The following is a 20,343-nucleotide window of genomic DNA, read 5'->3' as shown; positions in this document are numbered from 1 at the left end:
TCGTCCGAGAGCAGCGCGACCACCTCGGCCGCACGTCGGGCGCCGACGAGCCGCGACCCGTCCAGCAGCGCCCGCGCCAGCCGCGGGTCGGCGGGGACGGCGGACACCGCCCGACCCCGGGCGGTCGGACGGCCGTCCGGTCCGACCGCGCCGAGATCCGCGAGGATCGTGTGCGCCGCGGCCATGGCCGCCTCGGGCGGAGCGTCCAGCAGCGCCAGCCCGGCGCCGTCAGGGCTCCCCCAGCACGCCAGCTCGAGCGCGAACGCGGTGAGGTCCGCCGTGAGGATCTCCGGCTGCGGGTGCGCCGGCAGCCGGGCGTCGTCGGCCGCGGACCAGCAGCGATACACCGCCCCCGGCCCCTCCCGGCCCGCGCGCCCGGCCCGCTGCTCCGCCGCCGCCCGGCTCACGCTCACGGTCACCAGGCCGGCGAGGCCGCGACGGTGGTCGGTTCGGGGCTCGCGGGAGAAGCCGGCGTCGACCACGACCCGGACACCGGGCACCGTCAGCGACGACTCCGCGACCGCCGTCGAGACGACCACCCGGCGTCGCGCACCGGGCGTCAGCGCGAGGTCCTGCTCGCGGGCCGGCAGCCGCCCGTGCAGCGGCCGCACGTCCACGTCGAGGCCCCCGAGCCGTCGGGCGACGCCGTCGACCTCGCCGGCGCCGGGCACGAAGACGAGGACGTCGCCCGGGCGCTCCGTCAGGGCTCGGCGCACGGTGGAGGCGACGTGGTCGAGGAACCCCGGGGTCACGCCGCGCTCGTCGGTCCGGGCCACGCGGGACGGCGGCGGGCTCTGGACGACGTCGACCGGGAAGAGCGCACCGGCGACGCTCACCACCGGCGCGCCGCCGAGCAGGGCGGCCGTGCGCTCCGCCTCGACGGTCGCGGACATCGCCACCACCGCGAGGTCGTCGCGCAGGTTCGCGCGCACGTCGACGAGGAGGGCGAGCGCGAGGTCGTCGACCAGGTGCCGCTCGTGGACCTCGTCGAGGATCACCGCGCCGACGCCCGGCAGCTCCGGGTCCCGCTGCAGGCGGCGGACCAGCACGCCCGTCGTCACCACCTCGATGCGCGTCGCGGCGCTCAGGACGTGCTCGCCGCGCACCGAGAAGCCGACCGTGGCGCCCAGCGGCTCGCCCAGCAGGTGGGCCAGCCGACGCGCGGCCGCCCGCGCGGCGATGCGTCGGGGCTGCGTGAGGATCACCCGACCGGTCACCGCCGACGCGACGGCCGGGGGGACGAGCGTCGTCTTGCCGGTGCCGGGCGGCGCCTGCACGACCGCGGCACCGCCGGCCCGCAAGGCCGCGACCACGTCGGCAAGCCCGTGCCGCACCGGCAGGTCGGGCGGGTCGGCCAGCAGCCGGCCGATCGGGTCGTCGTCCACGGGGTGGAGTCTGCCGTGAGCAACCAGGATGTCCACATGACGACGCTGCCCCTCACCCCCGACGAGCTCCTGACCACGACACGGTCCGTTCGCAAGCGCCTGGACCTGACGCGCGAGGTGCCGCTCGAGCTGGTCCGCGAGTGCATCGAGATCGCGCTGCAGGCACCCTCGGGCTCCAACCGGCAGGGCTGGCACTGGGTCGTCGTCACCGACCCGGACCTGCGGGCCGCCGTCGGCGACGTGTACCGGCGGGCCGTCGACGCCTACGTCGCCGCACCGGGGTACGCCGGACGGCTGTTCCAGGACGATCCCGAGCGCGCGGGGGTGCAGCGGCGGATCGGCGACAGCGTGGAGTACCTCGGGCAGCACATGGGCGACGCGCCGGTGCTCGTCCTGCCGTGCCTGACCGCGCCGCGGCTGTCCGGCGGGAGCCAGGCCGGGCTCTGGGGCTCCCTGCTGCCCGCGGCCTGGAGCTACATGCTCGCCGCGCGCGCCCGGGGGCTCGGGACGGCGTGGACCACGCTTCACCTGGCGCACGAGCGGGAGGTCGCGGACCTCCTGGGGATCCCTGCCGACGTCCGCCAGGGCGCGCTCATCCCGACCGCGTACTACACCGGGGACACGTTCCGGCCGGCCCCGCGCCAGCCTCTCGACGAGGTCTGGCACCTCGACGGGTGGTGAGTCAGGACCGGTCCTTGGCCGACTCCACGGGGAGCAGCAGCGCGCCGAGCAGGAAGCACACGGCGCCGAGGAACGTGCCGAGGTTCACCAGCGCGAGGTTGGCCAGCTCTCCGGTGGAGCGCAGGTAGCGTGCGGCGATCGCGGACACGCCGAACGCGATGGACCCGACCATGTTCAGCGCGGAGATCCGCCAGCCGACCGACCGGTCCGAGCGCGGCAGGATCCCGCGGTTGACCTCGGAGTAGGCCAGCCAGCTGGCGACGAGGAAGCAGATCGAGCCGAAGACGTCCGGCGCCCAGACCAGCCGCTTGGCCTGCTCGGTGGTCAGGTCGCTCTGGATGGCCGCGAAGGTGCTGATGTTGAAGAACACGGTGCCGACCAGCTGCACGAGCACGGCCCAGAAGTCGATCCGCCGCGGCTTCCACCCGATCAGGGACGCCAGCGGCCGCGGGCGCGTCGACTCCACCAGGACCCCGCCGGGCGCCCGCAGCACCTCGTGGAACTGCAGGTAACCGGCGCTGGTGAAGAAGATCGAGCCGACGAAGAAGGTGCCCGCGACGATCCCCGGGTCGATGTTGTCGAAGTACGCCGGCACCGACCCGAGGGCGAAACAGACCGAACCGATCGCGAACAGCGAGCCGATCCACCAGCTCATCGCGCTGGCCCGGCCGCCCTCCGCCCGGACGCCGGCCAGCCTCAGACCGAGCCCCTTGCGGTGCCGTCGCGACGTCCACTCGACCTCGGTGCCGTCGGGGCGCGCGAGGACCGCGTGCGTGACGAAGCCGGCCGGCCCGCGGGTGCGCAGGACGCGCCAGCCCGCGGGCAGGTCCGGGACCGTCGAGGTCACTGCCCCAGGCCGGTGCGCGCCTTGCTCTTCGCGGCGGCGTGCGCGGGTGACGTCCACACGTCGGGCTTGGCGGCCGGCCGCTGCACCGGCTGCTCGGCCACCAGCGCGTCCCAGGCGGCGAACAGGTCGCGCAGGAGCAGCTCGATCATCATCCGGCTGAGGTCCAACCGGACCACGACGCGCAGGAGGTGCACCTCGTCGGCGTCCGGCGGCAGGCTGTACGCGGGCACGATCCACCCGTCCTCCCGCAGGCGGGCGGAGAGGTGGTAGACGTCGAAGCCGGGGTCGCCCTTGATGGAGAAGGTGACCACCGGCTCGGCCAGGCCCGGGTTCAGGATCGTGAACTTCCCGCTGGCCTCGAGGCTCTCGTTGAGGAACCGGGCGTTGGCCAGCATCGTCTCGACGATCGACGTGTAGCCGCTGCGCCCGAGCCGCAGGAAGTTGTACATCTGGGCCTGGATCATGGCGGAGCCGCGAGAGAAGTTGAACGTGTAGGTCGGCTGCGCGCCGCCGAGGTAGTTCACGCTGAACACCAGGTCCTCGGGCAGCCTCGAGGCGTCGCGGAAGATCAGCCAGCCGACGCCCGGGTAGACCAGCCCGTACTTGTGCCCGGAGACGTTGATCGACGCCACCTGCTCGAGCCGGAAGTCCCAGCGCAGGTCGGGCTCGGAGAACGGGGCGATGAAGGCGCCGCTCGCCCCGTCGACGTGCAGGGGGATGTCCCAGCCCTTCTCGGCCTTGACCCGCACCAGCAGGTCGTTGATCTCCTCGATCGGGTCCGCCTCGCCGATGTGGGTGGTGCCCAGCACGGCCCCCACCGCGATCGTGTTCTCGTCGATGTGCGCCTCGACGTCCCCGGCACCGAGCACGAACCGGTCCCGCTTCATCGGGATCTTGCGCATCTCCACGTCGAAGTAGTTGGCGAACTTGTCCCACACGACGTGGGTCTCCGCGCCGAAGACCACGTTCGGCCGGTCGGTGGGTAACCCCGCGGCCCGCCGGCGGTCGCGCCACGCCCGCTTGTGGGCGAGCAGGCCGAGCATGATCGCCTCCGACGAGCCGATTGTCGCGACGCCGACGACCTGGGTCGAGTCCGGCGCGTTGAACAGGTCGCCCAGCATGTGCACGCAGGCTTCCTCGATCAGCGACGCCGCCGGGTACTCCTCGTGGTCGATGTGGTTCTTGCGGAGCGTGTCGTGGATCAGCTTCTCCGCCTGCGGCTCCATCCAGGTGGTCACGAACGACGCGAGGTTCAGCGTCTCGCGCCCGTCGAGCATGAGCCCGGTGTGCAGCAGCTCGTAGGCCTCGTCGGGCTCGAGCCCGTGCTCCGGGAACGTGCCGCGATCGATGTGCTCCCGGAAGCTGGGGCGCCCGTGGATCGGGCCGTAGGGGTCGGGCGTCTCGCTCACGTGTGCTCCTCCAGTTCATCCGTCCGGAGCTCTGGCTGACTGCCGTCCCCGGTCGGCACCTGCGAGATCGAACCTATCCTCGCGCGGGCCGATCTGTCCGGTTTGTCTGCCCACCCATCCGCGGCGGCCCACGCTCCGAACCTCACCGGTCAGGCCGCCCCCGCACCGGGACGGCCACGAGACCCAGGAGGACCGCCTCATGAAGGCACGCACTCGCATCGCACTGGTCGCACCCGCAGTCGGGTTGGCGACGATGATCGCCCTGGCCGGGCCGTCCTCGGCCGCCGACGGATCGTCGCAGGGCACGCTCGCCCCGGTCGCGCTCAACGGAGTCCAGGGCGGCGGCACGGCGATGGCCACCGTCAGCGGCACGACGCTCACCGTCGACCTCGCCGCCTACGGCCTGCTCCCCGACAACCCGCACGCGGCGCACATCCACTTCGGCGCCGAGGCGCGGCACGAGTGCCCCGCCGCGACCGACGACAAGAACGGCGACGTCGGCCACCTCAACACGACCGACGGCGGCCCGGCTTACGGCGACATCGTCGTCTCGCTGACCAAGACCGGCGACACCTCCCCCGCGTCCGGCCTCGCGGTCGACCGGTTCGACACCGCGCCGGGCGGCAAGCTCAACTACGAGCGCGGCTCCATCCAGATCGCCCCGGAGGTCGCCGACGCGATCGTCTCCGGCAAGTCGGTCGTCGTGATCCACGGCGTCGACTACAACAACGACGGCACGTACGACGGCGACACGAAGTCCGACCTGGACCCGTCGCTGCCCACCGAGGCCACCGACCCCGCGCTGTGCGCGGTGCTCGCGTCCTCGCAGATGTCGACCATGCCGGCCGGCGGCGCACAGACCGGCAGCGGCTCGACGGCCGGCGTCCAGGACGCCGGGCTCCTCGCGGCAGGCGGCGTCGCGCTGCTGGCCGGGACCGGCCTGCTGGTCCGCCGTCGCACCGCGACCGCGGCGGCGACGCGCTGATGGACGACGACGCCCGGTCGCACGGCCCCGGGCCGGCGATCGGGCGTCGTCGGGCGCTCGTCGCCGGGGCGGTCCTGGTCCTCGGCGGCGGCGCGGCGCTCGCCGTGGGTCTGCACGCGCAGCAGCCGGCGCCTCCCGAGCCGGTCCCCGTCGCCGTCCCGGCTCCGGTCCCGGTCCGACCGGCGCCGAGCGAGACGACGGCGGCGCCGGCGCCTCCCGAGCAGCCGCTCCCCGTGCAGGTGAGCATCCCGTCGCTCGGGATCTCGTCCGACCTGCTCACGGTCGGCGTGCAGCCCGACGGAACGCTCGAGGTGCCACAACCCGGCCCGGACTACGACAAGGCGGCCTGGTTCGACGGCTCGCCGCGCCCGGGCGCGGTCGGGCCTGCGGTGATCGAGGGCCACGTCGACGGCGTCGACGGCCCGTCCGTCTTCCACGAGCTCGGCCGGCTCACCGCGGGAGCGCAGGTGGTGGTCGCGCGGGCCGACGGCACGACCGCGACCTTCGTCGTCGACGCCGTGCGCTCGGTCCCGAAGGACGACTTCCCCACGCTCGAGGTCTACGGCAACACGACAGGTCCCGAGCTGCGGCTCCTGACCTGCGGCGGTCGGTTCGACCGGAGCACCGGGCACTACACCGACAACACCGTGGTCTTCGCGCACCTGAGCGGCTGAGGCTCGCCCCGGTACGGTCGTCGGGTGGACTGGTACGACCAGACGTTCGTGCAGACCGGACGCTCGCCGGCACTCTGGGCATTGGTCGGGTTCCTGGTGACGTTCGCGCTGGTGCGGACGATCACCCGTCGGATCCACGCCCGGAAAGCGGCGGAGGCCGACGCGCCGGGACCGGTCCAGGACGTCTACATCGGCGGCGTGCACGTGCACCACCAGGTCTGGGGCATCCTGCTCGTCCTGGTGAGCGGCCTGCTCGTCTTCCGGTTCACGCCCGCCTCGCCGTGGATCGACCTCCTGGCCCTCGGTTTCGGCGCCGGCGCAGCCCTGACTCTGGACGAGTTCGCGCTCTGGTTCCACCTCGACGACGTGTACTGGTCGACGGAGGGCCGCAAGTCGATCGACGCGATCCTCGTCGGCGCCGCGCTGGGCGGCGCGATCCTGCTCGGGGTCTCGCCCATCGGCCAGACCCCCGTCGAGGGCACCCCGGCATGGGTCTTCACCGGCGTGGTGCTGACCCACATGGTCTGCGCGCTCGTCTGCATCCTCAAGGGCAAGCTCTCCACCGGGATCCTGGGCGTCGTCGTGCCGGTGATCGCCTGGGTCGGCGCGATCCGCCTGGCCACACCGGGGTCGTGGTGGGCGCGCCGCCGGTACCGCGGCCGGAAGCTGGAGCGCGCCGAGCGCCGGTTCGACGCCGCCTACGCCGCCCGGCACGACAGGCTGCGGGACCTGCTCGGCGGCACCCCCGTCGAAGGTCCCGCGAGGTCCCCCAGGGCGGACGGGTAGAATCGACCGATCCCCCGCGCGCCCGGCTCTCGTGCTCCCTGCCCGTCGGCCACTCTCTGACGACCAGCTAGGACACCCGCACGATGACTGCCCCCACGCTCACCAGCCCTGAGGCGCTCGACGGCGTCGACCCCGCCGAGCTCGAGGTCTTCCTCCGCGTCGCCGAGCAGATCAGCGCCCTGCCGTCGGACCACCCGCACCTCGCGCTGGCCCGCCGGGCGACGTCCGCGCTGTTCAAGGCCGCGAAGAAGCAGCGGCGCGCGGAGAAGCGGGACGCCATCAGCGCCGCGGACCGCGCCGTCATCCACGCGACCGCGACCGGCAGCCCGGGCCGCATCGACGACGAGACGCAGGGCATCCCGCTGGTGTCCAGCGTCCGGGGCGCCAGCGCCGGGACGCTGCTCAAGGCGCGGCCCTGCTACATCTGCAAGGAGTCGTACGTCGACGTCGACGCGTTCTACCACCAGCTGTGCCCGGCCTGCGCGGCCCTCAACCACGCCAAGCGGGACGCCCGCACCGACCTCACCGGCAAGCGCGCGCTGCTCACGGGCGGCCGCGCCAAGATCGGGATGTACATCGCGCTGCGCCTGCTGCGGGACGGCGCGACGACGACCATCACCACCCGGTTCCCCCGCGATGCCGCCCGCCGGTTCGCCGCGATGCCCGACAGCGCCGACTGGCTGGACCGGTTGAGCATCGTCGGCATCGACCTGCGCGACCCGGCCCAGGTGGTCGCGCTCGCCGACTCGGTCGCCGCGCAGGGACCTCTCGACATCGTCATCAACAACGCGGCGCAGACCGTCCGCCGCTCCCCCGGCGCGTACACCCACCTCGCGGACGCCGAGCTCGAGCCGCTGCCCGACCGCCCGCTGCCGCAGATCACCACGTTCGGCCGCACCAGCAGCGCGCACCCGGTCGCGCTGGCCGGGTCGGTCACCGAGCTGACGAGCATCGCGGCCGGGCCGGGCGTCGACGCGCTCGCGCTGAACGCCGAGCACGCCTCGCTCGAGCGGCTCGTCGCCGGCACCGCCATCGACGCCGGAGGGCTCGTGCCGGACACGGCCGAGACCAACAGCTGGGTGCACACGGTCGACCAGGTGGACCCGATGGAGCTGCTCGAGGTGCAGCTGTGCAACCAGACGGCGCCGTTCATCCTGGTCAGCCGCCTGCGCGGCGCGATGCGCGCGGCTGCTTCTGGCGGCGGAGCGCGTCGCGCCTACGTCGTCAACGTGTCCGCGATGGAGGGCGTCTTCTCCCGCGGCTACAAGGGCCCTGGCCACCCGCACACCAACATGGCGAAGGCCGCGCTCAACATGCTCACGCGGACCAGCGCGACCGAGCTGGCCACCGACGGCATCCTCATGACGAGCGTCGACACCGGCTGGATCACCGACGAGCGGCCGCACCCCACCAAGGTGCGGCTCGCGGAGGAGGGCTTCCACGCCCCGCTCGACCTGGTCGACGGCGCCGCGCGCGTGTACGACCCGATCGTGCGCGGCGAGGCCGGCGAGGACCTGTACGGCTGCTTCCTCAAGGACTACGTGCGCTCCGCCTGGTGACGAGAATTGTCATCCTTGTCAGGGATTGATCCCCGCGAGCATCATCAGTGACGGGGGCCGGCGTCGACACGACGCCGCCCCCCACCAAGGGCACTCGAGAGGCGCACGCGGCGCGCGTCGACCACGATGAGCGCGTGCATCGCGACCTCACCGCCCACCTGTCCCTCGACGTCACCTCCCCCGCCACGCTGGCCTTCGAGCTCGCCGTCTCGACCCAGGTCGCCGCGCGGGAGTCCCTCCGGATCACGCTCGACGGGCGACCGGTCGAGGCCAAGGAGGTCCCCGACCACCACGGGACGCGGCTCCACGTGGTCCAGGCGGAGGTCGGCCGCCTGGTTCTGGACTACTCGGCGTCCATCGACGGGCGCGCAACGCCGGTGACCTCCGACGAGGCCGACCTGCTGCGCTACCTGCGGCCCAGCCGGTACTGCGAGTCGGACACGCTGGGTCCCACCGCGTACGCGGAGTTCGCCGGGCTGCACGGCTACGATCTGCTCGCCGCCATCAGCTCCTGGGTGGGGTCTCGGCTGTCGTACGTGCCTGGATCGAGCCTGCCCACCGACGGCGCGGTGCAGACGCTCCTGGCGCGCCAGGGCGTCTGCCGGGACTACGCCCACCTGGTCATCGCCCTCCTGCGCGCGCTCGACGTGCCGGCCCGCCTGGTCTCCGTGTACGCGCCCGGCCTGTCCCCCATGGACTTCCACGCGGTCGCCGAGGCCAACATCGACGGCCAGTGGTACGTCGTCGACGCGACGACGCTGGCGCCGCGCACGAGCCTCGTCCGGATCGCGACCGGGCGCGACGCGTCCGACACCGCGTTCCTCAACGTGCACCACGGCTACGCCGACCTCGACGAGCTCGAGGTGACCGCGGTGGTCGACGTGCTGCCCAACGACGACGTGCGGGACCTGGTCACGATCGGCTGAGGACGCCGCTGCTAGCCTCCGGGGCGTGACAGAACCGCTCGACGCGACGCCGGCGAAGACGCACCGCCGGTCGTTCCTCGCCCGGCGGACAGGCACCGACGACTTCGGCATCGTGCTCAGCCTGCTGGTGACCGTGTACGTCCTGTACGCCCTGAGCTCCGCGCTGTGGGTCGAGATCCTCGTCCTCGTGCTCTACCTCTTCACGCTCGGGCTGGCCGTGCGGACGTCCCGGCCGATGCCGCACCAGAAGCGCTTCGTCCGCATCGTCCTCGTCGTCTCCGCCGTCGTCGCGCTCGTCGCGCTCGTCGCGCTGCCCCGCGACATCGCCGAGGGCGTCCTCGACGGGGTGGTCTGCGTGATCCTCATGACGGCGCTCGTCGTGATCCTCGACCGAATCCTGCGGCGGACCGCCGTCACCGTGCAGTCGCTCGCCGGCGCGCTGAGCGCGTACCTGATCATCGGGATGTTCTTCGCGAGCCTGTTCGGCCTCATGGACGCCTTCACGGCGGGGCAGTTCTTCGCCAACGGCGAGGTGGCGAACGCGCGGTCGTTCCAGTACTTCTCGTACACGACGCTGACCACCCTGGGATACGGCGACTACACGGCCGCCCTGTTCCCCGGCCGCAGCATCGCCACGTTCGAGGCACTCGTCGGTCAGGTGTTCCTCGCCGTCCTGGTGGCCCGCCTCGTCGCCGCGTTCCACGGCCGCTCGGAGGCGATCATCCCGCCGAAGGACGACGACGCACCCGAGCCGGTCCCGGACCAGGCACCGGCCCGCGACTGACGTCAGCCCGCCGACGTGCGGGCGACGGGAGGGTCGACCGCGGTCGGCGCGCGCCGGTCGTCGAGGTGGCGCACGACCCAGGCCGCATCGCGACCGACGCCGGCGATGGTCTCCGACGCGAGCGCGAACTGGAAGTGCAGACCGACGAACGCGAGCCCCGGGACCGTCGTCGACATGCCCCGGTCGTGCAGGACCCGGCCGTCGTCGTCGCACGCCGGCAGGTCGAGCCACCCGAGATCGGTGCGGAAGCCCGTGCACCACACGACGCAGCCGACCTCGGCGACGCGTCCACCGTCGAGCAGCGGGAGGCCGTCGCGCGTCCCGACCACGCGCGGCACGCGCTCGACGCCGGCGGCCGCGAGGTCGCGCGTGCGCGTCCGGATCAGGGGCACGGTGCGGTGCTGCGCGGCTGCGTGGCGCCCCATGGGGGTGCGCAGGGTCAGGACGTGCCGCTGGACCAGCAGGAGGAGCGGGAGCACCATCGCGCTCGTCGCGGTGGTCAGCGGCACGGGGATCTCGTCCGGGTCGGGCCCAGCCAGGAGCACCGGCCGCGTGCGGGCCAGCTCGAGCGCGAGCTCCGCGCCGGAGTTGCCGGTGCCCACCACGAGCACGGGCCCCACCGGGACGCCGTCGGGGTTCCGGTACCTGACCGAGTGCAGCTGGACGATCCGCGGGTCCAGCCCGTCGGCGAGCTCGGGGACCCGCGGCGCGTGGTTCGCCCCGGTCGTCACGACGACGTGGTCGGCCTCGATCTCGTCGCCGTCGAGCGTCACGACGAACGACCCCCCGCTCACGGCGCTCACGCGGGTGACCCGCGCACCCGTGCGGACGGGCAGTGCCCACCGCTCGGCATAGGCCTCGAGGTAGTCGGCGTACTCGTCCTTGGACGGGAAGGCGAGCCGCGGGCCCGGGTAGCGCATGCCGGGCAGGCCCACCGCCCACGCGTTGGTGAACAGGTGCAGGGAGTCCCAGCGCTTGCGCCAGGCGTCGCCGACCCGATCGTTCTCGTCGAGGATCAGGAACGGCCGACCGCGCCGGGCGAGGTGGTAGCCGACGGTCAGGCCGGCCTGACCGCCACCCACGACCACGGTGTCGAACCTCTGCGTGCCCATCTCGGTCTCCGTCCCTGCGTGCCGCTGTCGCGTCTCACGCTAGGAACGCGGCGCACCGCCCCGCATCGGGCGAACGGTGCAGGTGGCGCGCGTCGACATGGGGCGTTCGCCCCACGCACGGCCGTCAGCCGGCGCGGACCACGCCGTGGGTGTGCGCCCACCTTCCCGCGGCCGCGCGGGAGTGCACGTCGAGCTTGAGGAAGATGTTGCTCAGGTGGCGGCCGACCGTCTTCTCGCTGAGCACGAGCTGCTCGGCGATGGCACGGTTGCTGAGCCCCGTCGCGACGAGGGCGAGCACCTCGACCTCGCGGCCAGTCAGCCCGCCGACCGGCGCGACCGACGGGGGCGGCGCGGCGCCCAGGCGTCCGAACGTCCCGGCGGCGGCGTCCCGCTCGCGGCGCGCCGCGTCCTCGTCCCCGAGGGCCTCCAACACGCGTGCGACCTGCAGCTGCGTGCGGGCTCCCTCGTACGGCGCGCCCAGCTGCAGCCAGATCGACCGCGCGCGACGCAGGGCCGGCAGCGCCCGCCCGGGTTCGCCCTCGGCGAGCAGGACCGCGCCGGTCGCGTCCGCGCTCAGGCCGTCGAGCCACGACGTCGCGCGGGCGCCCGCGACCTCGGTCAGCTCCTCGGCAGCCCGGCGGGCCGACCCGACGTCGCCGGCCGCCAGGAGGATCTCGACTGCGGCCGCGAGCACCGACGCGCGGTCCGCCGGGTGCGTCGGGTCGGCCAGCACGCGGGATATCGCCGCCGCTGCCGCCTCCGGGCGACCCTGGGCGAGGAGCAGCAGGGACTGGCTCGGCTGGGGGTCGCGTCCGAGGTCCGCGGCCCGGCGGAACGCCTCGTCGGCGAGGTCGGTCTCCCCGCGCAGGCAGCGCAGCTCGCCGATCTCCACGAACCCCGTCGCCGCCGCGCGGGGGTCGTTCCGCGTGAGCCGCTCGCACGCGTCCGTCGCCTCGGCCAGAGCCTGCGACCAGTCGCCGTGGAGCCTGGAGATGTGCGCGCGATGGACCAGGCACGCCCCCGTGAACGGCACGAGGCCCGGCTGCGACGCCCACCACTGCTCGAGCGCCGCCGTCCACTCCTGGGCGCGGCGGACGTCGAGCGCACGCTGGCAGACGTCGATGACCGTGCAGTACACGACGCCGGTGGTGATGGGCGTCAGCTCACCCGCGGTCACGGACACCATCGCCTCGTCGAGCAGGGCCACGCCCTCGCGCGGGTGCCCGGACGCGATGAGCACGTTCCCGTGGCCGACGCGCGCCATGGCGACCAGGTCCGGCTCGCGGCACCGCTCACCCACCTCCGACGCGCGCGCGAACAGGTCCGCCGCCGCGTCGAACCGGCCCTCGGCCAGCGCCCGCCAGCCCTCGGGCACCATCAGGTAGCCGGCGACCACCCAGTCGCCGTCGCCGTCCGCCAGCAGCCGGTGGGTGCGGGCGAACCAGCCTGAGCCGGGAGCGAGCTCGCCCCGGTTCACCAGGTGCATCCCGAGCCAGAACGCGCACAGTGCCGCGTGCTCGGCGTCACCGGCTGCGAGGAACGCGCGGTGCGCGCGCGCGAAGAGATCGGGCGCGGCCGCGTCGTCGCCGAGCAGCACGGCGACCTGCCCGGCCAGCACGAGGTCCTGTGGGCCCAGCGCGTGCTCGGCGTCGGCGGATCGGAAGCAGTCGCGAGCGAGCGCCCACTCGGCCGACGCGAAGGCCTCCCGGCCCCGGTCCAGCTCCGTCATCGCGCACCTCGTCGCTGCACTCCTGCGACGCTACCCGGATCCGGTCAGGCGGTGATCCCGCTGGTCGACGTGACGACGTCGGCGATCTTGCGGGCCAGCGCCTCGTAGAACATCGAGAGCGGGAACTCGTCGTCCAGCACCGCGTCGGTGAACCCCTTGGGCGGCCCGTCGAGCGGCAGGTCGCCCCGCGCCCACACCGACGCCGGGTGCGGGGTCAGGGTGCCCGACACGAGTGCGTAGGCGGCCAACCAGTGGGCCGTCTTGGGCCGGTCGATGGACCGCCAGTAGAGCTGCTCGATCTGCTCGGCCAGCGCGATCACGGCGTCCGGCACCTGCGGCCAGTCGATGGTCAGCCGCGAGTCCGTCCAGTGCAGGACGTGGTGCTGGTGCAGCCACGCGAACAGCAGCTGGCCGCCCAGACCGTCGTAGTTGCGCACGCGCGAGCCGGTGACGGGGAAGCGGAACAGGCGGTCGAAGAGGATGGCGTACTGCACGTACCGCGCGTGCGGGACGCCCTCTCCCTCCAGCCGCACCGCCGCTCGGAAGGCCGTGAGGTCGCAGCGCAGCTCCTCGAGGGAGTAGAGGAAGTACGGCATCCGCTGCTTGATCATGAACGGGTCGAAGGGCAGGTCACCGCGCATGTGCGTCCGGTCGTGCACGAGGTCCCAGAGGACGAACGTCTCCTCGGCCAGGCGCTGGTCGGCCAGCAGACGCGCGGCGTCCGGTGGCAGCGCCAGGCGCGTGGTGTCGGCAGCGGCGCGCACGACCCGACGGAACCGCGCGGCCTCGCGGTCGGCGAAGATCGCGCCCCACGTGAAGGTGGGCACCTCGCGCACGGCGACCGTCTCGGGGAACAGCACCGCCGAGTTCGTGTCGTAGCCCGGCGTGAAGTCGAGGAACGTCACCGGGACGAACAGCGCGTTGCTGAACTGCTCGGCCTCGAGCCGGGCCACCAGGTCGGGCCACCGCACCTGGAGCAGCACGGCCTCGACCCGGCGGTCCGTGCTGCCGTTCTGCGTGTACATGGGGAACACGACGAGGTGCGGCAGCCCGTCGACCCGCTGCCGCTCCGGGTGGAACGCGACCAGCGAGTCGAGGAAGTCCGGCACCTCGAAGCCGCCGTCGGCCCAGCGGGTCAGGTCCTTGCCGACGGCCGTCAGGTAGTCCTCGTCGTGCGGCAGCGCCGGGGTCAGCTCGTCGAGGGAGAGCCCGAGGGCGTGCACGAGCTCGCGTGCCCGCTCGTGGTGGTCGGCGTCCGGCACCGAGCCGTCGCGGACCTGCAGGGCCTGCAGCTCCGTGACGTCGCGCTTCAGTCGCGTCCACGCGGGATGGGTCGCGAGGTCGGACCGGTTCGTCGCCCCCGCGTCCGCCGGCGTCGGGCGGGCGGCCCAGGTCACGGCGTTGAGCAGCAGGTCCGCCGTCGGTTCCACGCCCAGCGCGAGGACGCCGCCGGACGGCGCGCGGAGCCCCGCCGCGACGACGTGCCCGAGCGCCTGGCTGCCCGTCGCTGTCCGCAGCAGCGGCCCGGCGTCGGCGTCGAGCGTGGCGCGCACCGGAAGGGCGAGGTCCGTCGTCCAGGCGAGGAGGTCGTCGGCGGTGAGGTCGGCGGGCACGAGCGCGACCGTCCCGACCGCCGTCGGACGGGCGACGATGCCGGCCGCGGCGAGCAGCTGCGTGACGGCGGGTTGCTCGTCGCCCGAGGCGAGGACGACCACGCCGGTACCCGCGACGTTCCCAGCCGGCTCGGTGCCGGCGAGCACCAGGACCACGTCCGGATCGTCCTGCGGCCCCACGAAGGTCAGCCCGTGTCCCTCGAGGTGCGCGCGGTGCGTGGCCGGGAGGTCGCCGGTCGCGTGGACGGTCGGGAAGAGCCTCATGTGTCATCTCACCATTCGGACGGCAGCGTTACTGCACGGTACGGTCCGCACGCCGCCCGGTCAACGACTCGGGAACGCAGCGGAGGGTGAGGGAACTGGACGCCGTGGGAGCGAGCGGCTCAGCTCGGGTCGGTCAGCCGTGCGACGAGCAGGTGGTGCGGGTGCACGCGCCGCGCGTCCAGCCGCCGCTGGTCGACGACCAGACCGAGCTCCGTCAACCAGTCGGCCATCGTGCTCGGGTCGACGAAGTCGAACGACGATCCCTCGGTGATCCGGAGGACCTTGACCGAGACCGTCTCCTGCAGCGTGTTCCAGCGGAACTTCCATGCCGGCCTGATGCCCATCTCCTTGATCACGACACGGCCGCCGGGGGCCAGCACCCGCACGGCCTCGGTGAGCAACGACCGCTGGTTCTCGGCGCTCAGCAGATAGAGGACGTCGACGAACACGACGGCGTCCCAGGGGCCCGCCGGGACGGCGCCGTCGGGTGCCCGGCGGAACTCGAGGCGGTCGACGCCCCCTGCAGCGGCCACGGCGACGGCGATCTTGTCGGCGTCGATGTCGACGCCCAGTACCTGTCGGCCGGGGGCACCAAGCGCGGCGTAGGCGCTGAACAGGCCGTGCCCGCAGCCGATCTCGAGCACCCGCCCCGCGGACGGCAGGGCTTCCGCGATCTGCGGGAACGGCGCGGTGAACCACCGCACGAGCACGTGGGCTCGGTCGCCGACGGAAGCGGACCGGTACAGGCGCAGCGCGCGGCGACCGGGATCGTCCGGACGGCGACGAACGGCTCGGGTCATGCGGCACCGTCCTGGAGCAGCGCGGTGAAGCCGCCGAGCGAGTAGCCCGAGGCTCGGATCGCGTCGCGCACCCGCGGGTCCACGAGCATCGCGAGCTCGTCGGCCCACCGATAGTCCCAGGTGAAGCGGTGCAGGTCGGCGTCGCCCTCGACCGCGGGATGGCAGTTGACCTCGAGCGTCGCCGCCCCCCGGCTCTGCGCCGCGGCCAAGGTGCTCCGGAAGCGCGCGGCGTCGAGGCGGCCTGCCTCGTCGAGACCCGCGTAGTCGAGGGTGGTCGCGCGTCCGGCGGCGCGCAGCGTGGAACGTGTCCGGCGCGACAGGGTCCGCACCCCCAGCCCGAGAGGCCCGTGCGCGTGGCTGGTCGGGAGCCGTACGGCGGAGATGCCGGCCGCCCTCGCAAGGTCGGCGACCACTCTCGCCACGGTCGGCCAGAGATGGGTGTGCTGGTGGGTGTCGACGTGCGTGACGGGCACACCGACCCCGAGGACGCGCTGCAGCTGCGCGCCGAGCTCACGCCGGACGTCGTCCGGGTCGATGCGACCGGTCAGCCCGCGACCCACGAGCGTGCGGTAGCTCAGCGGGAAGGCGCCGCGGCTGTCGACCAGGCTCGGGATCTCCCGCGCGGACAGCAACGGGCGGTCCTCGCCCACCAGCGCGAGGTGCGCGCCGAGCTCCAGCGTCGGAAGGTCACGCAGCATCGCCGCGGCATCGTCGAACGCCCGCCCGACGGCGAGCAGGGAGGTCGCGGTGACGACGCCGTCCTCGTGCGCTCGCCGGACGGCGGCGTTCACGCCCCGGGTCAGACCCAGGTCGTCGGCCGTCACGATGAGCAGCTTGCTCACGATCCCAGGCCCCCAGCCGGTCCCAGGTGCTTGAGCTCCCCTCGCAGCTGCAGCATCTCGCGGACCATCGCCCGGATCACCCCGAACGAGGACAGCGTCGACACCCCGCGCGTCCGGGGGAAGTAGTCCACGCCGATCTGCAGCACCTGGAACCCCGCACGCTGTGCGCGGATGACCAGCTCGGCGTCGATGAACGAGCTCTCGCTCTTCAGCGTCACGTGGTCGAGCACCCGCCGCCGGCAGAGCTTGAAGGCGAAGTTGATGTCGCGTACGCGCGTGCCGAACAGCAGCTGGACGAGCCCGTTGTAGAGGAACGAGTAGACCGCCCGGCGAGGCCCCTCGCCCGTGCGGTCCAGGCGGTATGCGCTGACCATGTCGACCTCGTAGGTGTGCAGCACGCGCAGGGCGCGGACCAGCTCGGTCATCTCGAACGGCAGGTCGGCGTCCGTGTACAGCACGACGTCGCCGGTCGCGGCGGCGAACCCGCTCTTCAGGGAGCCGCCGAGCTTGCGGTTCTGAGGGTGGTGCACGACGAGCACGTGGCGGTCGTCGGCGGCCATCGCGTCGGCGATCTCGGGGGTCGCGTCGGTCGACGCGTCGTCGACGACGATCAGCTCGTAGTCGAGGATCTGGGCCGCCGCCACCAGCTCCCCGCACACCTCACGAGCCGCGTGGATGGCGCGGGCGATGTACCGCTCCTCGTTCCACATCGGGAAGAAGATCGAGAGCTTCTCGAACGGGTCGGGGATCTGGGGAGCGACGGTCACGAGACCTCCACCGTTCGGCCGTAGAGGTAGGTGAGGACGAGAAGAAGCGCACCACACAACCCGAGCACCGCGACGCTGATCCAGCGGTGCCGCAGTCCGGCGAGGTAGTCGCCCGCCGCCGCGATCACGGGGAACGCCACGAGCACGTAGCGGCCCGTGCCCATGAAGTCCTTGGTACCCAGCAGCGGGATGAGGAGCACGACCACGGTGAACGCGGTGTACCCCCAGCCGAAGCGGAGCCAGACTCGCCGCACGAGCAGGACCGCGGCCAGGCACGCGAGGGCTTGGAGCGCGAGCAGTGCCGCGATGTCCCAGGGGCCGCGCAGCAGCGTGCCGGCGAACGTGAGCTTGAACCAGGTACGCGGACCCACGCCCTGGTTCCACCCCGGCGACGACTCCGTCTCGATCCAGGCGAGCGGGTGGCCGAACGTCAGACCGAGGTACACGCACCAGGCGACGATCCCGAGGACCGAGACGAGGACGCCGAGCTGCCGCGCGCGGACGTCCCGCACGGCGCCGACGACCTCACGCCATCCCGCCCGAGACACCGTGGCCGGCGCGCCCCGGCGCGCCGGTCGGTCGTCCGCGAGCAGCTCGAGAGTGCGGACGACGAGACCCACCGCGACCGCGACCCCCACCGGCCGGCCGGCCGTCGCGAGCGCACCGACGAGGCCGGCGGCGAGGTACCAGCGCCGCTCGAGCAGGAGGAATGCCCCGATCGCGCACAGGAGGAACAGCGAGTCCGCGTACATCGCCCCGTAGAGGAAGAACGAGTACGGGTAGAGCATGAGGACCGCGATCGCCAGCGCCGCAGACCTGCGCGGCAGTCGCGCCCATACCCAGCCGGAGAAGAGCAGTACTGCGGCGAGGCCTGCCAGAAGGCCGAGCAGAGACCCTGCCAGCTGCACGTCGCCGAGCAGGTCGCCCAGCCCGCGCACGCCGAGGGGATATACCGGGAAGAACGCGATCGAGGACTGGCTGCCGGGTGTGAAGAAGTAGCCGTTGGTGACGATCTGGTAGTACCAGCCGGAGTCGCCTTGGAACCAGCCGTCGAGCCACGCCGGGCCCTGGAGCAGGGGCTGCGAGCGGGGCGTGGAGGTCAGCCCGAGCAGGGTCGAGAGGAGGACCGCGATAGCGACGAAAGCTCCGGCGACGACGCCCCAGCGCCATCGTCCGGGATCGATGGCGGGCGCGACGACCTCGCGGCCGGACACCTCCCCGTGTGCGCCCTGCACCCTTGCCCCCTGCGCGGCTCTCCCCTGGCGGTTCGCGTGGAGCATAGGGTGCCTCCGGCGCGCGCGACGCCACTGACACGCGTCACGAGATGACAGGGGGCTGCCGGTGGGGCTCGCACTGCTCTGTGTCGCCGCAGCCGCCGTGTGCTCGGGTACCGCCGTGGTTCTCCAGGCGGCCGCCGCGCGGCACCTGCCTGCCAACGTGCGCCTCGGCGCCTCGCTGGTCGGCGGACTTGCCCGCAGCCCCCTTTACCTCGTCGCGCTGGTGCTCGTGGCGCTCGGCGCGGGGTTCGCGTTCGTGGCGCTGCGGACACTCCCGCTGTTCGCAGTCCAGGCCGGCCGCGCGTCGAGCCTCGCCGTCTCGGCCGTGCTTGCGGTTGCATTCCTCGGCGCCCGGCTGCGATGGAGCGACTGGCTCGGGCTGGCCGGGCTCGGCGTGGGTCTGGTCGTCCTCGCGCTCGCCGTGGCGCCGGAGTCGGCCCACCCGGCGGCCGCGGGCACGACGTGGTTGGTCGTCGGTGCGACGGTCGTCATCGGCGCCCTGGCCGCCGTCACCGCGGCGGGCCGACCGACACCCTGGCGAGGGCTCGTGCTGGCCGGGCTGTCCGGGCTCGCCTTCGGGATCACCGCGCTCGGGGCGCACGTCGTCGACATCACGAGCGTCGCCGACGTGCTCACCGACCCGATCGCCTGGAGCGCCGGGTTGTGCAGCCTCCTCGGGCTGGCGATCGCCGCGCTGGCGCTGCGGCGTGCCGCGGTCGTCCCCGTGACCGCGCTCATGGTGAGCATCGAGACCGTGGCCGGCGCCGCGCTGGGCATCGCCCTCGCGGGCGACCGACCCGCCGAAGGCGCGGGCACGGCGTCCGCGGTCGCGTTCGTGCTCGTGCTCGTCGGCGCAGTCGTCGTCGCGCGCTTCGGTTCTCCGGAGTCCGCTGACGCCGAGGTCGCGGCGGCGGCGGCGATTCGCGGCGACTAGCGGGCCCGCCAGGCCTCCCACGCGCTGGAGACGACCGCGTCGGTCCCCAGCTCCGCCACCCACCCGAGGTCGTCCCTGATGTTGTGCACGGCCGCGACCACGCTCGAGGCGTCACCGGCCCTCCTTGGCGAGGAGAGCGGCCTGGCGTCCAGGCCCGTCACCTCACCCAGCCGCGCCAGGATCTCGAGCACGGTCGACCCCCGGCCGGTCCCCACGTTGTACTCGTTCCGCGGCAGCACTCCGGCCTCCAGGGCGTCGAGGGCGCGGGTGTGCGCTCGCGCCAGGTCGAGCACGTGCAGGTAGTCGCGGACGCAGCTGCCGTCACGGGTCGGCCAGTCGGTGCCGAAGACCTCGGGGCGCTCGCCCCGGGTCAGTCGTGCGAGCGCGTGCGTGACGAGGTTCAGCTCGCCCGTGTCACCCAGCTCGGGCCAGCCAGCGCCCGCGACGTTGAAGTAGCGCAGGGAGACGGCGCGCAGCGAGCTCGACCGGGCGACGGCGCGCACCAGGTGCTCGCCGGCCAGCTTGGTCCGGCCGTACGGGCTCAGTGGCCTCGGCTCCTCGTCCTCGTCCACCAGCGGCCCCGCGGGGCAGCCGTAGACCGCTGCCGACGACGAGAAGATGAAGCGGTCGACGCCCGCCGAGCGGGTGCCCCGGAGCACGTGCACGAGCCCGTCGACGTTCTGCGCCGAGTACCACAGTGGTCGGGCGACCGACTCGTCCACGCGCTTGCGGCCGGCAAGGTGGATCACGGAGGTGACACCGTGCTGCAGGCAGGCCTCCGCGAGCGGCTGGACGCACGACGGGTCCGCGAGGTCGAGTCTGACGAGCGGCGCGCCGGGCACCCGCGCCGCGGACCCCGTACTCAGATCGTCGACGACGAGCACGTCGCGGCCGTCGCCCTGCAGCAGCCCTACGACGTGTGCGCCGATGTACCCGGCTCCCCCGGTCACGAGCACAGTCACGGCGTGG

General features: G+C 73.3%; 19 protein-coding genes. 8 read left to right on the top strand and 11 right to left on the bottom strand.

Features of this window, described 5'->3' with window-relative positions:
• Positions 1-1,385: helicase-related protein (locus ACXJKA_RS06380; RefSeq protein WP_456824340.1), on the bottom strand; the 1,385-nt coding region annotated here is incomplete at its 3' end.
• A gap of 36 nt (positions 1,386-1,421) precedes the next feature.
• Here ACXJKA_RS06380 and ACXJKA_RS06375 point away from each other — a divergent pair.
• Complete coding sequence (locus ACXJKA_RS06375; RefSeq protein WP_456824339.1) at positions 1,422-2,066, top strand: nitroreductase family protein; 645 nt, start codon at positions 1,422-1,424, stop codon at positions 2,064-2,066.
• A 1-nt stretch (position 2,067) separates the two neighbouring features.
• On the opposite strand, the gene ACXJKA_RS06370 is transcribed toward ACXJKA_RS06375, so the two are convergent.
• On the bottom strand, positions 2,068-2,913 hold the full coding sequence (locus ACXJKA_RS06370; RefSeq protein WP_456824338.1) for a hypothetical protein: 846 nt from the start codon (positions 2,911-2,913) through the stop codon (positions 2,068-2,070).
• Positions 2,910-4,322, bottom strand: a complete 1,413-nt coding sequence (locus ACXJKA_RS06365; RefSeq protein WP_456824337.1) for a glutamate decarboxylase — start codon at positions 4,320-4,322, stop codon at positions 2,910-2,912. The genes ACXJKA_RS06370 and ACXJKA_RS06365 overlap by 4 nt, the downstream gene beginning before the upstream one ends.
• A 199-nt stretch (positions 4,323-4,521) precedes the next feature.
• Between ACXJKA_RS06365 and ACXJKA_RS06360 the strand changes: the two genes are divergently transcribed.
• The 6 genes from ACXJKA_RS06360 to ACXJKA_RS06335 all read left to right on the top strand — a co-directional run bounded on the left by ACXJKA_RS06360 (position 4,522) and on the right by ACXJKA_RS06335 (position 10,036).
• Positions 4,522-5,307 carry a hypothetical protein gene (locus tag ACXJKA_RS06360; RefSeq protein WP_456824336.1) on the top strand — a complete coding sequence of 262 codons (786 nt, stop codon included), beginning with the start codon at positions 4,522-4,524 and terminating at the stop codon, positions 5,305-5,307.
• Positions 5,307-5,981, top strand: a complete 675-nt coding sequence (locus tag ACXJKA_RS06355; protein ID WP_456824335.1) for a class F sortase — start codon at positions 5,307-5,309, stop codon at positions 5,979-5,981. The genes ACXJKA_RS06360 and ACXJKA_RS06355 overlap by 1 nt, the downstream gene beginning before the upstream one ends.
• A 24-nt stretch (positions 5,982-6,005) precedes the next feature.
• The gene (locus ACXJKA_RS06350) at positions 6,006-6,767 is read left to right on the top strand and encodes a hypothetical protein (RefSeq protein WP_456824334.1); all 762 of its coding nucleotides are present in this window, start codon (positions 6,006-6,008) and stop codon (positions 6,765-6,767) included.
• Between the two features lie 83 nt (positions 6,768-6,850).
• Entirely contained in the window at positions 6,851-8,326 is a 1,476-nt protein-coding gene (locus tag ACXJKA_RS06345) for an SDR family NAD(P)-dependent oxidoreductase (RefSeq protein ID WP_456824333.1), read from the top strand.
• 134 nt (positions 8,327-8,460) lie between these two features.
• On the top strand, positions 8,461-9,252 hold the full coding sequence (locus tag ACXJKA_RS06340; RefSeq protein WP_456824332.1) for a transglutaminase-like domain-containing protein: 792 nt from the start codon (positions 8,461-8,463) through the stop codon (positions 9,250-9,252).
• Positions 9,253-9,277: 25 nt separating this feature from the next.
• On the top strand, positions 9,278-10,036 hold the full coding sequence (locus ACXJKA_RS06335; protein WP_456824331.1) for a potassium channel family protein: 759 nt from the start codon (positions 9,278-9,280) through the stop codon (positions 10,034-10,036).
• A gap of 2 nt (positions 10,037-10,038) precedes the next feature.
• On the opposite strand, the gene ACXJKA_RS06330 is transcribed toward ACXJKA_RS06335, so the two are convergent.
• The 7 genes from ACXJKA_RS06330 to ACXJKA_RS06300 all read right to left on the bottom strand — a co-directional run bounded on the left by ACXJKA_RS06330 (position 10,039) and on the right by ACXJKA_RS06300 (position 18,398).
• The gene (locus tag ACXJKA_RS06330; protein WP_456824330.1) at positions 10,039-11,148 is read right to left on the bottom strand and encodes a flavin-containing monooxygenase; all 1,110 of its coding nucleotides are present in this window, start codon (positions 11,146-11,148) and stop codon (positions 10,039-10,041) included.
• 124 nt (positions 11,149-11,272) lie between these two features.
• Positions 11,273-12,877, bottom strand: coding sequence for a LuxR C-terminal-related transcriptional regulator (locus ACXJKA_RS06325; protein WP_456824329.1), 1,605 nt, complete (start codon positions 12,875-12,877; stop codon positions 11,273-11,275).
• Positions 12,878-12,921: 44 nt separating this feature from the next.
• A complete protein-coding gene (locus tag ACXJKA_RS06320) occupies positions 12,922-14,274 on the bottom strand; it encodes a DUF6421 family protein (protein ID WP_456824348.1) in 1,353 nt (450 codons plus the stop codon).
• A 599-nt stretch (positions 14,275-14,873) separates the two neighbouring features.
• Complete coding sequence (locus ACXJKA_RS06315; RefSeq protein ID WP_456824328.1) at positions 14,874-15,554, bottom strand: class I SAM-dependent methyltransferase; 681 nt, start codon at positions 15,552-15,554, stop codon at positions 14,874-14,876.
• The gene (locus ACXJKA_RS06310) at positions 15,551-16,396 is read right to left on the bottom strand and encodes a ChbG/HpnK family deacetylase (protein ID WP_456824327.1); all 846 of its coding nucleotides are present in this window, start codon (positions 16,394-16,396) and stop codon (positions 15,551-15,553) included. Before ACXJKA_RS06310 ends, ACXJKA_RS06315 begins: the two co-directional genes overlap by 4 nt.
• Complete coding sequence (locus ACXJKA_RS06305) at positions 16,393-17,163, bottom strand: glycosyltransferase family 2 protein (RefSeq protein WP_456824326.1); 771 nt, start codon at positions 17,161-17,163, stop codon at positions 16,393-16,395. The genes ACXJKA_RS06310 and ACXJKA_RS06305 overlap by 4 nt, the downstream gene beginning before the upstream one ends.
• On the bottom strand, positions 17,160-18,398 hold the full coding sequence (locus ACXJKA_RS06300) for a hypothetical protein (RefSeq protein WP_456824325.1): 1,239 nt from the start codon (positions 18,396-18,398) through the stop codon (positions 17,160-17,162). Before ACXJKA_RS06300 ends, ACXJKA_RS06305 begins: the two co-directional genes overlap by 4 nt.
• A gap of 160 nt (positions 18,399-18,558) precedes the next feature.
• On the opposite strand from ACXJKA_RS06300, the gene ACXJKA_RS06295 reads away from it, so the two are divergent.
• Positions 18,559-19,374 (top strand): hypothetical protein, encoded by an 816-nt coding sequence (locus tag ACXJKA_RS06295; protein WP_456824324.1) that lies wholly within the window; start codon positions 18,559-18,561, stop codon positions 19,372-19,374.
• Here the strand turns inward: ACXJKA_RS06295 and galE are convergent.
• Positions 19,371-20,336, bottom strand: a complete 966-nt coding sequence (gene galE, locus ACXJKA_RS06290; protein WP_456824323.1) for a UDP-glucose 4-epimerase GalE — start codon at positions 20,334-20,336, stop codon at positions 19,371-19,373. The two genes, ACXJKA_RS06295 and galE, sit on opposite strands and share 4 nt — an antisense overlap.
• Positions 20,337-20,343: the final 7 nt, after the last annotated feature.

Source organism: Cellulomonas sp. P5_E12 (genome assembly GCF_054049315.1).
The sequence above is the reverse complement of the archived record's forward strand: the minus strand, read 5'-3'. Positions and strand labels throughout refer to the sequence as shown.